Origin of the sequence: Acinetobacter sp. ABJ_C4_1 (assembly GCF_044538495.1) — a bacterium.
GTDB lineage: Bacteria > Pseudomonadota > Gammaproteobacteria > Pseudomonadales > Moraxellaceae > Acinetobacter > Acinetobacter nosocomialis_A.
Genome location: NZ_JBIUCQ010000008.1, coordinates 1 through 15,669 on the forward strand (window position 1 = coordinate 1; position 15,669 = coordinate 15,669).

General features: G+C 40.4%; 15 protein-coding genes and 1 rRNA gene. 4 read left to right on the forward strand and 12 right to left on the reverse strand.

The annotated features are described in order from the left end of the window. A 5S ribosomal RNA gene (rrf, locus tag ACIF8R_RS11125) occupies nucleotides 1-103 on the forward strand; the annotation flags it as partial. 154 nt (nucleotides 104-257) lie between these two features. Then, complete coding sequence (locus ACIF8R_RS11130; RefSeq protein WP_396480757.1) at nucleotides 258-569, forward strand: ankyrin repeat domain-containing protein; 312 nt, start codon at nucleotides 258-260, stop codon at nucleotides 567-569. A 45-nt stretch (nucleotides 570-614) separates the two neighbouring features. Here the strand turns inward: ACIF8R_RS11130 and ACIF8R_RS11135 are convergent, their stop codons facing one another. The 5 genes from ACIF8R_RS11135 to ribF form a co-directional block, all read right to left on the reverse strand. After that, complete coding sequence (locus ACIF8R_RS11135) at nucleotides 615-1,157, reverse strand: NADPH-dependent FMN reductase (RefSeq protein WP_396480759.1); 543 nt, start codon at nucleotides 1,155-1,157, stop codon at nucleotides 615-617. A 132-nt stretch (nucleotides 1,158-1,289) separates the two neighbouring features. Further along, a complete protein-coding gene (locus ACIF8R_RS11140) occupies nucleotides 1,290-1,772 on the reverse strand; it encodes a peptidylprolyl isomerase (RefSeq protein ID WP_004884037.1) in 483 nt (160 codons plus the stop codon). A 1-nt stretch (nucleotide 1,773) separates the two neighbouring features. After that, complete coding sequence (gene lspA / locus ACIF8R_RS11145; RefSeq protein WP_031977507.1) at nucleotides 1,774-2,304, reverse strand: signal peptidase II; 531 nt, start codon at nucleotides 2,302-2,304, stop codon at nucleotides 1,774-1,776. After that, nucleotides 2,297-5,134, reverse strand: coding sequence for an isoleucine--tRNA ligase (gene ileS / locus ACIF8R_RS11150; protein ID WP_396480762.1), 2,838 nt, complete (start codon nucleotides 5,132-5,134; stop codon nucleotides 2,297-2,299). The genes lspA and ileS overlap by 8 nt, the downstream gene beginning before the upstream one ends. A gap of 61 nt (nucleotides 5,135-5,195) precedes the next feature. Next, on the reverse strand, nucleotides 5,196-6,197 hold the full coding sequence (ribF, locus tag ACIF8R_RS11155; RefSeq protein ID WP_396480764.1) for a bifunctional riboflavin kinase/FAD synthetase: 1,002 nt from the start codon (nucleotides 6,195-6,197) through the stop codon (nucleotides 5,196-5,198). A gap of 208 nt (nucleotides 6,198-6,405) precedes the next feature. Here ribF and ACIF8R_RS11160 point away from each other — a divergent pair, with 208 nt between their 5' ends. Together ACIF8R_RS11160 and ACIF8R_RS11165 are read left to right on the forward strand one after the other, a co-directional pair. After that, a complete protein-coding gene (locus ACIF8R_RS11160; RefSeq protein WP_396480766.1) occupies nucleotides 6,406-7,539 on the forward strand; it encodes a TDT family transporter in 1,134 nt (377 codons plus the stop codon). 80 nt (nucleotides 7,540-7,619) lie between these two features. After that, complete coding sequence (locus ACIF8R_RS11165) at nucleotides 7,620-8,186, forward strand: 5'-nucleosidase (RefSeq protein ID WP_396480768.1); 567 nt, start codon at nucleotides 7,620-7,622, stop codon at nucleotides 8,184-8,186. A gap of 34 nt (nucleotides 8,187-8,220) precedes the next feature. On the opposite strand, the gene ACIF8R_RS11170 is transcribed toward ACIF8R_RS11165, so the two are convergent. From ACIF8R_RS11170 to argA, 7 genes are all read right to left on the reverse strand, one after another. Further along, the gene (locus tag ACIF8R_RS11170; protein ID WP_002050490.1) at nucleotides 8,221-8,841 is read right to left on the reverse strand and encodes a TetR/AcrR family transcriptional regulator; all 621 of its coding nucleotides are present in this window, start codon (nucleotides 8,839-8,841) and stop codon (nucleotides 8,221-8,223) included. 260 nt (nucleotides 8,842-9,101) lie between these two features. Continuing rightward, on the reverse strand, nucleotides 9,102-9,902 hold the full coding sequence (locus ACIF8R_RS11175) for an ABC transporter ATP-binding protein (RefSeq protein ID WP_004706121.1): 801 nt from the start codon (nucleotides 9,900-9,902) through the stop codon (nucleotides 9,102-9,104). A 13-nt stretch (nucleotides 9,903-9,915) separates the two neighbouring features. Continuing rightward, nucleotides 9,916-10,713 (reverse strand): aliphatic sulfonate ABC transporter permease SsuC, encoded by a 798-nt coding sequence (ssuC, locus tag ACIF8R_RS11180; protein ID WP_396480770.1) that lies wholly within the window; start codon nucleotides 10,711-10,713, stop codon nucleotides 9,916-9,918. Next, entirely contained in the window at nucleotides 10,710-11,885 is a 1,176-nt protein-coding gene (gene ssuD / locus ACIF8R_RS11185) for an FMNH2-dependent alkanesulfonate monooxygenase (RefSeq protein WP_000689549.1), read from the reverse strand. Before ssuD ends, ssuC begins: the two co-directional genes overlap by 4 nt. Before the next feature lie 26 nt (nucleotides 11,886-11,911). After that, nucleotides 11,912-12,895 (reverse strand): sulfonate ABC transporter substrate-binding protein, encoded by a 984-nt coding sequence (locus ACIF8R_RS11190; protein ID WP_396480772.1) that lies wholly within the window; start codon nucleotides 12,893-12,895, stop codon nucleotides 11,912-11,914. A gap of 71 nt (nucleotides 12,896-12,966) precedes the next feature. Next, nucleotides 12,967-13,935 carry a sulfonate ABC transporter substrate-binding protein gene (locus tag ACIF8R_RS11195; protein ID WP_396463724.1) on the reverse strand — a complete coding sequence of 323 codons (969 nt, stop codon included), beginning with the start codon at nucleotides 13,933-13,935 and terminating at the stop codon, nucleotides 12,967-12,969. A 333-nt stretch (nucleotides 13,936-14,268) separates the two neighbouring features. After that, entirely contained in the window at nucleotides 14,269-15,624 is a 1,356-nt protein-coding gene (gene argA, locus ACIF8R_RS11200; protein WP_111034918.1) for an amino-acid N-acetyltransferase, read from the reverse strand. Between the last annotated feature and the right edge of the window lie 45 nt (nucleotides 15,625-15,669).

The following is a 15,669-nucleotide window of genomic DNA, read 5'->3' on the forward strand; positions in this document are numbered from 1 at the left end:
AGCAAGAGTGAACCACCTGATCCCTTCCCGAACTCAGAAGTGAAACCTCTTAGCGCTGATGGTAGTGTGGGGTTACCCATGTGAGAGTAAGTCATCGCCAGCTCATTATTCCAAACACCCCGGTCTCGAAAGAAACTGGGGTGTTTTTTATTGCGTGAGAATTTAATTTTTAATAAAAGATAGATCCAAAATTAGATTTGTATTCTGGCTGCATTCTATGAATATAATGATGAACTCTATTATTTTTGGGTACGTCCATGAAAATCAATTCTTTCTCTCCAATACCTGAAGATGATGAGGAGCTATCTTTGCCTGCATTGATTTATTGGGCATCTTTAGGTGATATCGATCATGTAAAAGAATTATTAATAGATGGAGAAGACCCTAATCAGACAGATGATGAAGGATATAGTGCTCTACAAGCGGCTGCTGAAAATGACCATTTAGAGATAGTTCAACTCTTAGTTGAGAAGGGTGCGCATGTCGCTTATAAGAGTGAATATACCGCATTAGAGCTTGCAGAAATGGCTGGTAATACTGATGTAGTGAATTATTTAAAAAGTTTGTAAAATTAAAAGGCCTCTTTTGTTTCGAAAAGAGGCCTTTTGTTCAATTTAAGATAAATGATATTTCTGTAGTTTCTCAACAATGGATTGAAGTCCTTTTACTTCAAACTCATTAGCTTCGAATTTTTCATCTTTATTGCGCTTAAATATATCCCGAATTTCTATTACAGCGTTGGGATCAATGATACTTAAACTTGAGGTGACTTGACGTATTTGGCTAATAGATCGAGAGCCATTTGTTGAACCATAGCCAATAAATGCGGCTGGTTTGCCACTCCATTCTTTACCCACATAGTCGAGTGCATTTTTTAAAGCTGGACTATAACCATGGTTGTATTCTGGGCTAATAAAGATAAATGCGTCTGCTTGAGCAATTTTATCTGCCCATTCTTGTTGTTTTGGTTGATCATAAATACCTGTTGCAGGTGGGTGAGAGCCTGAAAATAAGGGTAGATTCCACTCTTTTAAATCAATTACTTCTGTCTGAAAATTTTCTAGATTAAATGATGGAATTGCTGTTTCTAACCAATTGGCAATTTTAATAGCTGTGCGTCCTTCACGAACACTTCCTACGATGATATAGACCAGCATATATTTTTCCTAAGGATTTTTATCTTTATAACTTAATTCATTACATAGGAAGTGAGAATATAGAATTTGTAAGGATTCTTATGTCATGCATAAAACTTAAATAATAAAAAAGCCCTCAATCGAGGGCTTTTTTTACATCAACTTAATGCCTTGCTGGCCAGCTGGAGTTACTTTGAATATCTCTACTTCAAAAGTAATATTTTTGCCAGCTAAAGGGTGATTGAAATCAATTTCAGTAATATCATCATTCACTGATTTCACGACACCAAATAAAGTTGCTTTTGCTTTATCTTCAAACTCGATCATGTGACCAGGAATAGGTCGTTGTTCGAATTTAACCGTATCAAAAGTTTGTATATTTTCAGGGTTCCAAGGACCAAAAGCATCTTCTGGTGGAAGGTGTACAGTACGTCGATCACCTGCACGTAAGCCGAATAAGGCTTTCTCAAAACCTGGTAATAAGTTACCGTCGCCAATAGTTAAGCTAACAGGTTCTTCACGGCTACGTGTATTGTCAATTTCTACGCCATTTTCAAGAGCAACAGAAAAGTGTAGGTCAACTTTAGAACCGTCAGTAATACGAATTTCTTCATTAGGTTGAATAATTTCGGTCATATTATGCATCCGAATTTTTAGGTCTTTGCTTCTCAAGGAAGAATGTATCGATGAGTAGCAAAATGGTACCTAGAGTAATGGCACTGTCCGCAATATTAAAAGCTGGAAAGTGATGATTTTGGTAATAAACATGAATAAAATCGACCACATACCCTAAAGTAATACGGTCAATTAGATTACCAAGTGCTCCACCTAAAATTAAAGCGATAGCTACAGGTAGCACCACCATTTTTTTAGGCATACGTAGCAACCAAAATACAAAAAGTATTGAAACTAAGCCTGCCAAAGATGTGAAGAAATAGCGTTGCCATCCTCCAGCATCAGATAAAAAGCTAAAAGCTGCACCATAGTTATGTAATAGTGTCCAGTTTAAAAATGGAAGCACAGGTACAGGATCTGCATAGTTCAGATGTGTACTTGCGATCCATTTTGTCCATTGATCCAACACAATGGCAAGGATAGAAAGTCCAAGCCAAATGAGGTTGTGAGGATAAAACTGGAATAAGCCTTTTTTAGCTTGTGAATTAGGCATATTTTCTCACTTCGCCACGACCAGTGACGTTCACAATACAACGACCACATAAACCAGGATGATCGGCGTGCGTATTTACATCAGGAAGGACATGCCAGCAACGTGCACATTTTTCACCTTCAGCTGCAGATACTTGTACACGTAAGCCTTCCATTTCAGTTGCTTCACCTTGTTCAGCAAATGGATGTACTACTACTTGCGAAGTAATAAGAACAAAACGGAGTTCATCAGCCAGTTGGTTTAAAACTGTTTGTAATGATTCATTTGCCCAAAGTTCAACTTTGGCTGAAAGATTACTACCGACAAGTTTAGCGTTACGAGCTGCTTCAATCTGTTTATTTACTGCAGATTTTACGCTAATCAATGTTTGCCAGTCTGCTTCGGAAAGCAAGTTTGCTTTTGATGAAACAGGTAGGTCATACCATTCAGCTGTAAATACATACTTCTCAGTTTGTTCTGGAATAAGTGGCCACGCTTCTTGAGCTGTGAAGCTTAGAATCGGGCTCATCCAACGAACAAATGCTTGTACGATATGGTAAAGCGCTGTTTGTGCAGAACGACGTGCTTGTGAGTCAGCCTTAGTGGTGTATTGACGGTCTTTGATGATGTCTAGGTAGAAACCACCTAAGTCATTAATACAGAAGCTTGTTAACGCACTACACACAACATGGAAGTTCATTTCTTCATATGCAGTGATAATAGTTTGTTGTACTTCATTTGCACGTTGCAAGATGTATTGATCAAGAGCGATAAGATCATCTACTGCCAGAGCATCTGTACTCGGTTGGAAACCATTTAAGTTTGCAAGCAAGAAGCGTAGCGTATTACGAATACGACGGTAGCTATCACTTACACGGCTAAAGATTTCTTTTGATGCTGCGATTTCATAGCGATAGTCGCTAGATGCTACATATAAACGTAAACCGTCAGCACCAAGTTGTTTGATAATTTCTTCAAGCGGGATGTAGTTGCCTAAAGATTTCGACAATTTACGGCCATTTTCATCCACTGTGAAACCATGTGTTAACAAGGCTTTGTATGGCGCGCGATTGTGAATTGCCATAGACGTTAATAAAGAAGATTGGAACCAGCCACGGTGTTGGTCTGAACCTTCTAAATATAAGTCAGCAGGGCTTTCTAATTCTTCACGTTGCTCAAGTACAGCGTAATGCGTTGTACCAGAGTCAAACCATACATCAAGCGTATCGCGAACAGCATTGTACTGTTCAGCATCTTCACCAATGAAGTCTTTGGCTTCACGGTTAAACCACGCATCGATGCCTTCTTGTTCGATAAGTTTAGCAACTTCTTCGATGAGTTCAGGTGTACGAGGGTGCAATTCGTTAGTATCTTTATGAACGAAGAATGGAATTGGTACACCCCAAGTACGTTGACGTGAGATACACCAATCCGGACGACCGTCAATCATTGATTCAATACGGTTTTTACCCCAGTTCGGTACAAACTCGATATCATTTTCAATGGCGTTAAGCGCACCTTCACGTAAACCTTTTTGATCCATGCTGATAAACCATTGTGGTGTAGCACGGAAAATAATAGGAGTTTTATGGCGCCAGCAGTGTGGGTAGCTGTGTTTAATCGGTTGATGAGCCCATAAGCGGCCTACAGCACCTAAAGCTTCAATAATCTTTGGATTAGCTTTATAGATGTGCTCACCAGCAAAGATTGGTGCGGTTGGTAAGTAAACCCCGTTACCACCCACTGGGTTTTCAACTTTAAGGTTGTATTGAATACCTACTTTATAGTCGTCTGCACCGTGGCCAGGCGCAGTGTGTACAGCACCTGTACCGCTTGTTGCGATAACGTGTTCACCCAAAATAACCGGAACTTGGCGATCGGTAAGTAAAGGGTGTTGTAAAGTAAGGTTTTCAAGAGCTGAACCAGTAAAGTCAGCTAAAACAACTGGGTTTTCAAGCTTGTAACGCTCAATTGCAGAAGCAACTAAGTCTTTAGCAAGAATAAAGTTTTGCTTACCACGTTCAGTAGTCACTTGTACCAATTGATATTCAATTTCGGCATGCAATGCAACTGCTTGGTTCGCTGGCAATGTCCAAGGTGTAGTGGTCCAGATCACGATATCAGTTGGATCTTGAACATCTACATTTACACGAACGCTTAAGTCTTTTAAATCTACAACGCCAAAACCAACGTCAATTGCGTCAGATTTTTTATCTTCATATTCAACTTCAGCTTCAGCAAGTGCTGAACCACAGTCCATACACCAGTTCACTGGCTTTAAGCCCGGCTGGATATGACCATTTTTTTGAATTAAACCTAAAGCACGAACGATATCGGCTTCTTGTTTGTAGTTCATGGTGAGGTAAGGATTATCCCAATCACCTAAAACACCAAGGCGTTTAAAGTCAGTACGCTGTAAATCAATTTGTTTTAGCGCATATTCACGGCAGAGTTTACGGAAAGTCGCTGCGTCAACTTTTTCGCCCACTTTACCTACTTTTTCTTCAACTTTTAGTTCGATTGGCAAGCCATGACAGTCCCAACCCGGAACATATGGTGCATCGAAACCTGCCAAAGTACGGCTTTTTACAATGACGTCTTTGAGTACTTTGTTAACCGCATGACCCAAGTGAATTGTACCGTTCGCATATGGAGGGCCATCATGCAAAATATATTTTTTCTTGCCAATACGCGATGCACGAATCTGCTGATAAATGTTGTCGGTATACCACTCTTCTAACCATTTCACTTCACGTACTGCCAAATTTGCTTTCATTGCAAATTCAGTATCCGGCAGGTTTAGCGTGGCTTTGTAGTCCACTGCATTTTCAGTAGTTTGCTTATCGCTCATGCAAGTTGTCTTCCAGTTTAATCAGCTTGGGAGCCGACATGTTTTACAATCAAAATTCGAATTAAAAAGGAAATTGTGTCGTGTCGTTACGATATTGTCGTAATTGTTGCACGTCATTATCAATTCCTGCCTTAAGTGCCTCAAGCGAAGGGTAGTTCAATTCACCATGAAGATAGTGAAGAAAAGTCACCCGCATAAATAAGCCATACAGATTAGCAGAAACATCAGGGAAATGTACTTCTAATCTCCACTCTGGATGCTCTTGCTGAATGGCTGGACGTGTACCCACATGACCTGCACCATAAAGGCTGTTTTCATGATATCCGGCAATTCCCGGTTTTTCAGGCGAGTCCTGAAGCACTTTTTGAGTTAGCGAAGTTGTTTCGCAAATGACTTCAACGCCATAAATACCATTTAAACAAGGCTTATGGCGGTTGAGACGGACATTAATCGTTGGAAAATCTAAAGTTCGTCCAATTTGGTCGCCATATTGAACTCGTCCGGTAATACTGTACGGACGGCCTAATAATTTAGCTGCTAAAGCGAGATTACCCACTTGAAGCACTTGGCGAATACGAGTTGAACTCACGCGTTCACCTTCGAGTTCAATCGTATGTAAATTTGTGACTTGAAAGCCGTAATTTCTTAAAAATTCGCTGTTGCCTTGACGGTCTTTGCCGAAATGAAAGTCATCTCCTAAAACCAAAGCCTGTGCATTTAATTTGTCTTTTAATAAATCTGCGAATTCTGATGCGCTCATGCTACGGAAATGCTGATCAAATTTGGCAACCGCAATGTAATCAACCCCAAGTTCAGCTAGATATTCAACTTTTTCCCGTAATGAGTTAATACGGGGTGGGGCATCGTAGCCTTTAAAGAACTCAAGCGGTTGTGGCTCAAAAATCATGACCAATGTTTTTAAGCCTTGTGCTGCAGCAATTTTTTTGAGTTGAGCAATCATCGCTTGGTGACCTAAATGGACACCATCAAAATTACCAATAGTTACCGCTGTTTGCGGCAACTGGAAATTGGGCGATAACGCATTAAGACGAAGCAGTTTCATGAACTTAAAATATGGCTATTTTTGCAAGGGCTATATATTGCCATAATCTCACAGATTCGTCTTGTTGTTGTGTTTTTACTCAGGTATTTTTCAATACGAATATCTTTTATATCTAAAAAATTGATGAATTAAATAAAAATAAATCAATTTTTCTTATTATTAATTTATCCTACTATAGCTTCATCCACTCTTTGAATAGAGACTCAAGATGAAAAGACCCTTTTACCAATTAAATCAAAGTAAAGATGTTATACGGCATTTTACCCCAAATTGGTTTACAGCAACTATGGGTACTGGTGTGGTCAGTATGATTTTAATTCAGCTTCCATTTGCCAAATCATTTTTATTTATGCTGGCTACACTGTTATGGCAATTTAATATTGTTCTATTTAGTGTTTTTTCAGGTCTTTATTTATTGCGGTGGTTTCTTTTCCCTCATGAAGCGAAGTACGTATTTAATCATCCAAATATGAGCTTGTTTTTAGGCGCTATACCGATGGGGCTCGCAACCATATTAAATGGCTTTTTAAGCTTCGGTGTCGGGCTTTACGGTGAAGTGGCAGTTCATATCGCTCAAGCTTTATGGTACGTCGATGTCTTTTTAGCGCTAGCAATTGCTTGGATTGTGCCGTTTTGTATGTTTAGCCGTCAGAACCATCAGCTACATACCATGACTGCAATCTGGCTTTTACCTGTGGTTGCATGTGAAGTAGCAGCAAGTTCTGCGGGCATGTTGGTTGCACATTTACCAGCAGATTTGCATAGCTTTCATTTATTAATGGCGGGATACGTGCTTTGGGGAATCTCTGTTTTACCTGCATTCGCTATTTTAACAATTTTAATGTTGCGGATGGCTTTGCATCAGTTACCGGAAAAAGAAGTCGCAATTTCTAGCTGGTTATCTTTAGGTCCAATTGGAACAGGTGCTTTAGGTCTATTGTTGCTAGGTGAACAGGCAAAAAGAGTGGTGCCAAATGTAGGATTTGACCAGTTTGCCAATGTATTTCAAGCATTAGGCGTGGTGGGCAGTTTGGTACTGTTAGGCTTTGGGTTATGGTGGCTAGGTCTTGCGATATTAACAACGCTTCGTCATGCAAAGACAGGTATTCCATTTAACTTGGGATGGTGGGGCTTAACCTTTCCACTTGGTGTGTTTATTTTGGCTTTATTTAATTTAGGGCATCAGGTTGAAGTTGTATTTTTACAGTATGTTGCAGTGGCACTCAGTGTTTTATTATTAGTGATGTGGAGTGTTGTAATGAAGAAAACCTTAGCCGGAGCATACAGTGGCAAGCTATTCTTCTCTCCATGTTTGGTGGCTTTACAACAAAGAATGCAGTAAAGGTGAAAAGGTGCAAAAAGCTTTTGCACCTGATTTATACTTACTTTCTAATTTTGTTAATTCTGATTTGAGCTTTTTGAATGAACACAGATACCGCTTTAATTATGGCACTTCCCAACGAGTCTAAAGGTTTATTCGAGCAAGCAGGTATCAAAGTCCATTACAGTGGTATTGGTAAGATCAACGCTGCTTTTAAAGCGTTTGAAGTTATTCAAAAAACAGGCTGTAAAACTTTAATTAACCTAGGTACAGCTGGAAGTTCTTCTTTTAATCGACATGATCTGGTTGAAGTAAAAACTTTTGTACAACGTGATATGGATGTTTCACCGTTAGGATTTGAAGTCGGTGTAACGCCGTTAGATGATCATTTACCGGCAGAGATTCATCTTCAACCACATTTTGCTGATTTGCCAAAAGGGATTTGCGGGACAGGGGACTCATTTGAAACTGGCCAGCCGAAAGTCGCGTGTGATGTGGTGGATATGGAAGGGTATGCCTTAGCCAAAGTTTGCCATAAGTTAGGTGTACGCCTGATTTCGGTGAAATATATTACTGATGGTGCAGATGACACTGCACATGTAGATTGGGAAGAAAATTTGTTATTGGGTGCACAAAAGCTCTTGGCTCTTTATCAAAATCATTTCTAAAAAAAGATCGGCAAATTTGCCGATCTTTTTTATTTTAGCGAGGTAATACGCCGTAGAGCATCATATGTACCGTATGCTCAATTGAGCGCTGGAACATACTGCGGTTACGAAGTGTTTTACCAGTCACCATTTCCATTTGAGTGGCAAAATCGGCATAGTTTTGCGTAAGGCCCCAAATATTGAGTATTAACAGCTCAGGATCGATATCTGGAGAAATTTTCCCTTCTTCTTGCCAAGTCTGAATGACTTTAGCTTTGCGCTTAAATAGCTTTTTCAAAGGCCCTTTCAGTATAGGCAAAATGTGCGGAGCCCCTTGGATAATTTCCAAAGCAAATAATCGCGAAGCCTTTGGTTGGCTACGAGAAAGTTCGATTTTTTGTATTAAATAGTGAGACAAAGCTTCGGCTGGTTCTAACTCAGCTTCTAAAGTTTGTAAGGGAGCAAGCCATTTTTGTAAAACTGTGGTCAGCACTTCCACATATAAAGACTCTTTATTTTCATAGTAATAGAAAATATTCGACTTATGCATGTCAGCGAGTTGGGCAATTTCATCCAGACTTGCACCACTAAACCCATATAGTGAAAACACATCAAGGGCGGCAGCAAGAAGCTGATTGCGCTTTTGAGTACTCTTCTTTTGTTCCATTTGCTGCATAAATTAAAAAGATAGTGTTCCCATTGTAAGGTAAATCGTTTGATTTGTGCACAGGTGTCTCACTTTTTTAGTGAAAAAACGGATAGTTATTTGAGCAATAGATATACTATTGTGCAAAAAATAGAGAGATTCACTAGTTTATTGTTATTCTTAAAAATATTTTTTGATCTTCGCCCTAAAAAAGAGCAATAAATCATCAGTTTTATTGCTCGTTAATTGGGCATTTTTCAGTTGAATGGTTCTCATTACTCATCTTAACCTTAAGTTGCTAAGACTGCGTCGAGTACTTGTTGTTCAAGCTGAGCAAAAGTAATGCTCTTTTTCCGTGGACGCGGCAAATTAACTTGAAAACTTTGAGCAATCTGACCTTTATCTAACAATATAATGCGGTCAGCCAGTTGCACTGCTTCACTTACATCGTGTGTAACTAAAATGGCAGTAAAACCTTGCTCTTTCCATAAACGTTCAATCAAGCTTTGCATCTCAAGACGGGTGAGCGCGTCTAATGCGCCTAACGGCTCATCTAACAGTAAAATACGTGGAGTATGCGATAACGCACGGGCTAAGGCTGTACGCTGACGTTGACCACCTGAGAGCTGTGAAGGCCATTGTCCCGATTTTTCTTTGAGGCCCACTTTTTCCAGTAATTCTTCTGCTAAAGCATGTTGTGATTTTGGTAGTCCAAGTTGAACGTTTTGAAGAATATTTCGCCAAGGAAGTAGGCGGGGGTCTTGGAACATAACCCGAATGTCATCGTTAGTAATTCCTTCACGTAAATGTCGGGCAGATTTAAACTTGATCTCACCAAAACTTGCTTTTTCAAGTTGGGCAATTAAGCGTAATAAGGTACTTTTACCGCAGCCACTACGCCCTACGATCGCTAAAAATTCGCCCGGTTGAATATGCAGGTTAAGATCTTCAAGAACCTTCACCTCACCATAAAATTTATAAAGCTGTTCAATCAGAATCTCTGCACCTACTACAGGCTCTTGTGACTCTGGATGATTTTCTGGAATGAGCTCTACGTCATTCTGATTAATATTTAAATTCAGATTTGTCATATTTTAAGCTCCCTTATTTTTGATAACCAGCGTGCCAACGTAGTAAATAGCGTTCCAAAATTTGTGCTAAAACATCGGCTAACTTGCCTAATAGGGCATAAAGAAGAATACCGACCAGAACTACATCTGTTTGCAAAAACTCTCGTGCATTCATGGTCATATAACCAATGCCAGCTTGTGCTGAGATAGTTTCGGCTACAATGAGTAATACCCAAACCAAACCTAACGCAAAACGTAAACCGACTAAAATAGAAGGCATCGCACCAGGTAGAATAATTTCTTTGTAAAGCTGCCAGCGGGAAAGACCATAGCTTTTACCCATCTCAATCAATTGAGGGTCAACTGACCGAATACCATGATAGGTGTTGATATAAATAGGGAAGAAAACACCAACTGCTACTAAGAATAATTTTGCTGTTTCATCAATACCAAACCACAAAATCACAAGCGGAATAAGTGCAAGAGCCGGAATATTACGAATCATTTGCAAGGTCGTATCGAGCAGGGTAGAGGCGAAACGCGAAGATCCATTGAGCAGACCTAATAGCAAACCTAAACCACCACCTATTAGAAGCCCAAGCAGTGCACGACCAGCACTTACCTTAACGTGATGCCATAATTCGCCGCTAACGAGAAGATGCCAGAAAGCGGAAACGACAGCAGTCGGGGCTGGCAAAATACGGTTTTCTAAAAGACCCGAACTTGAGGCAATTTGCCAGACAACCAATAGAACAATTGGGAAAATCCAAGGCAGCAAACGCTGTCCGATTTGTCTTGTTCCACGTGAAACAATAGTTATATCTTTACTCATGCAGGCTCCTTGACGGAACTATTTTGCTTCTTCTCGTCTGGAACATAGTTGTTGGCAATAATCTCACCGAATGGACCAGTTAAGTTTGGCTGAGCAAGTTTAGCTCGGGTCTCAATTGGTAATAACGGGAATACTAACTCTGCAAAACGGATAGACTCTTCAAGATGTGGATAGCCTGAGAAAATGAAGGTATCAATACCAAGGTCTGCATACTCCTGAATACGAGCAGCAACTGTTTCTGGGTCACCTACCAGTGCTGTACCTGCACCACCACGGACTAAACCAATACCTGCCCAAAGGTTTGGAGAGACTTCTAGCTTGTCTCGGTTACCGCCGTGTAGCGCGGCCATACGTTGTTGGCCTACGGAGTCCATTTGTGCAAATTTTTTCTGTGCTGCAGCAATAGTTGCATCGTCGAGATATTGAATAAGTTCGTTAGCAGCTGCCCATGCTTGTTCGTTGGTTTCACGAACAATGACATGCAAGCGAATGCCATAAGTTAATTTACGGCCTTTAGCCTCTGCTTTTGCACGAACATGCTCGATCTTTTCTTTCACGGCTGCTGGTGGTTCACCCCAAGTGAGGTAAGTGTCTACTTGCTCAGCTGCAAGGTCGACAGCGACATCTGAAGAACCGCCAAACCAAAGTGGTGGGTAAGGCTTTTGCACAGGTGGGTAAAGTAGTTTTGCATCATCTACTTGTAAACGTTCACCGTGGAATGTAAAAGCTTCACCTGTATGTGAACGTGTCAAAATCTCACGCCAGATTTTTACGTATTCATTAGCAGTTTGATAACGCGTTGAGTGATCTTCATATAAACCATCACCACGTAGTTCGGCTTCATCGCCACCTGTCACTAAGTTGAGTAACACGCGACCATTCGATAGGCGGTCAAATGTTGCAGCCATACGTGCAGCTAAAGCTGGTGTTGTTACACCCGGACGTAACGCAACTAAAAACTTAAGGTGCTGAGTTGCATCAATAAGGCTAGCCGCCGTGATCCAAGGATCTTCACATGAACGGCCCGTTGGAATAAGTACACCTTCATAGCCCAAATTATCTACTGCCACAGCAATTTGCTTCATATAGGCATGGTCAACCTGACGAGCGCCTTTACTTGTACCTAAATAGCGACTATCACCGTGGGTAGGAATAAACCAGAAAATTTTCATGTGCATTACCTATATGTCTATTGAAATTACTTGGCACCCCAAACAGCTTGTTTAATGCTGATTGGTTTTGGAATGATGCCTTGTTGAGTAAAGATGTCTGCAAGTTGCTGCTGCTCAGCAATCACTTTACTGTTCAGCGGAGCTGCTGCTGATGGACGTGGACGACGTTTAATAAATAAGTCGCTGGTCGCAGGTTTTAGGCCTGTACTTTGGCCAATCGCACTTGCAGTTTCTGCTTGATGGCTTTGAACCCATTTGTCAGCTTGATTGATCTGTTTGATGAGTTCAGGAACAGCTTTTGGATATTGCTTAACAAAATTTGGAGCGGCTAAGTAAAAGGTATAGTTCGGGCTTAGACCTTTACCAGATGCAAGAACACGAGCTTGGTCTTCTAATTGTGCTGAAGCGTAGTAAGGGTCCCAAATTGCCCATGCATCAACGGCACCTTTTTGGAATGCAGCGCGAGCATCGGCAGGTGTGAGCCAAATTGGCGTAATGTCGCTCCATTTTAAGCCCGCTTTACGCACAGCCTGTACGAGCAAGTAATGTGAACTAGAACCTTTTTGCAACGCAATACGTTTGCCTTTTAGGTCTTTAAGCTGGGTGAGCTGCGAGTTTTTAGGAACTAAAATTGCTGACGCTAAAGGTTTAGCTGCTTCATAAGCAATGTAATATAAAGGCTTACCCGCTGCTTGAGCATAGACTGGCGGTGTGTCTCCAGTAACGCCGACATCGAGTGAGCCAACAGCCAAGGCTTCTAAAATTTGTGGGCCGGCAGGGAACTCGTTCCAAGTGATTTTGGCATTTGGAAATTCTTGTTCAAATAGTTTTTGCTGTTTGGCAATTGCAAAGTTAATCGAGCTTTTTTGAAAACCAATACGAAGCTCTTTTACAGTAGGATCTATTGCCCAAGCGGGTGCAGCAATCGTTAAACCTAAGATAGCGACTGCGCTAAAGCGCTTAACTAATTGGGCCCACTGACCCTTATTAAATAATGACTGATGTTGCATATAGATATCCTTGTTCCCTTAAGGCAAGGCACAGCATTTATATCGTTATTTAAGCTGTGCCAAAGCTGGGTTTATTTCAGTTTTAAAATGGCATCTTGAATGGTGAGCTTGTTTGGAATGAGCTTTTGCGCATAAAAGGCATCGGCTACATATTGTTGTTCTTGGGCTACCTTGTCAGATATTGGCTGAACACCAAAACCCATTCGCGAAATAGAAGTTTTGAGTACATCAAATTCAAGTGCGGTAGGTTTTTCGAGTAGCTTGGCCGCTTCATCTTGATGCGTGCTGACCCATTGGGTTGTTTGGTTGAGTGTCTGCACAACAGTGTTGAGTACTTTTGGATTACTTTCTGCAAATTTACGATCAGCTAAGTAGAACTGATGATTGCTTACCAAGTTTTCACCTGTTGCTAAAACGCGAGCTTGAATTTGATGTTCAGCTGCTGCAAAGAACGGGTCCCAAATCACCCACGCATCGACAGCGCCTTTTTCAAAGGCAGCACGTGCGTCTGATGGAGGTAAATAAACAGGTTGAATATCACTTAAGCTCAAGTGATTTGCTTCTAGAACTTTCAATAAAAGGTAGTGAACATTCGAACCTTTATTCAGTGCGACACGTTTGCCTTTTAAATCCTGAATAGAGTGAATAGGAGAGTCTTTTTGTACCAATAACGCTTCTGCTTTTGGTGCAGCAGGTTGGTTTGCAACATAGACTAAATTTGGATTGGCTGCTTGAGCAAAAATAGGTGGTGCTTCACCTGCCTCACCCAATGAAACGCTTCCAACATTTAGACCTTCAAGTAATTGAGGTCCCGCAGGAAACTCAACCCATTTCACTTGTACGCCTTGATCTTTGAGTGCTTTTTCCAAGTCACCACGTGCTTTTAAAATAGGAAGGATGCCATATTTTTGGTATCCAATATTTAGAGTTGTGGTGGAGTGTTCCTCTTTTTTGGCACAACCACCTAGCATCATCACTCCCGCAAGGCTGGCAGCAATGACTGAATATTTTGCCCATGAAGTGGAATTAAAAAGTGCCATGTGGTTTCGTGCTCCCCGAAAGAGAAAAAGAAAAATAATTGGATGAGCAGATACCCTAAAGGGATTTTTATTTCATAAAAAATAAGTATTCAGTCTTTATTTATGCAAAAAAAAGCTAAAAACATTCGGCGATAAACTTATGCAAAAAAATGATTTATTAAATAGAATAATATTTAAAAAATAGTGTTTAAGTTTTTGTAAATAAAATGAAAAATATTAAAATAATAAAATTTAAAGATTTAAAAAAAGTACAACCATACATTAATGGTATGTATGGTCGTACTTTTTGGACTAAGCTTATCTGAAATAAGAATATCTTAAAAAATGCAAAGCCTATGGAAGCAGTTTTTTAAAGACTAAAGAATTTCTTTGGTAGTTATAAAGTGCCTGACGGGCATTGGGTAATTCATCCACAGTAACTTGGTGGAAGCCATGTTCTAAAAACCAGTGTGCAGTTCGTGTTGTTAAAACAAATAATTGACGAATGCCTTGTTGTTTGGCCTTTTCCTCAAGGAATTGCAGAATTTGGCTACCACGGTTGGATTTGCGATAACTTGGGTGTACTGCTACACAAGCAATTTCTGCCGAACGAGTTTCATTAAATTCAGTTGGAATTGGATAAAGAGCAGCACAGGCCAAAATCATACCGTCTCGTTCAATAACCGCAAACTGGCTAATTTCTTGCTCTAAACGTTCACGTGAGCGATAAACCAAAATACCTTCTTCTTCTAACGGGCGTAATAGATTCATTAGGCCGCCGACATCTTGAATATGCGCCATACGAACTTCTTCATAATGCGCATCGGTAATCATGGTGCCCACACCATCACGCGTGAACAGTTCTTCAATGAGTGCGCCATCATAGGCATATGAAATCAAATGAACACGGTGTACACCCGATAGAGAAGCTTTTTTTGCTTCTTGTAAATGTAGGGTCAAGGTAGGGCTACTGGCTTGGTATTGTTGAATATAGTAGTCAAGTTGATGCGGACTCAATTCACGCAATAATTGTCCTTCTTCATTGAGCAAACCTTGTTGCTCACCTAAAAATATTAATTTATCTGCTTTTAAATAGGTTGCTGTTTTCGTTGCTACTTCTTCAGCTCTTAAATTAAATACTTCACCTGTGGTTGAATAACCAGTTGGACCAAGTAAAACAATATTATCGTTATCAAGATGGCGTTCAATCGCGTCGGTGTCTATGGAACGAACCTCTCCTGTAAGCTGAAAATCCATGCCATCACGAATACCATAAGGTTTAGCTGTTACAAAGTTTCCTGATACGACGTCTATGCGAGCACCGTACATTGGAGAGTTAGCCAACCCCATAGATAACAGTGCTTCGATTTCTAAACGAATAGAACCTACAGCACTCATGACACAACTTAATGATTCGCGTGTGGTAATACGGCTATTGTCATAAAAAGGTGTTTCGATACCTTTATCTTTAAGGTTTTGATTAATTTGTGGACGTGCGCCGTGGACTAAAATTAAGCGAATACCGAGTGAATGCAATAAAGCAATATCATGGATAATATGCTCGAAATTAGGGTCGCGGACTGCTTCACCGCCAAACATTAGAACAAAAGTTTTATCGCGATGGGCATTAATATAAGGTGCTGAATGTCGGAACCAATGTACATAATGTTGGGTGTTATTATGTGATTTCTCTAAAGACTTAGTTGGCATACCGATCTCGAATCAACAGCAAAAAGATATAAAGATGATTCTAAA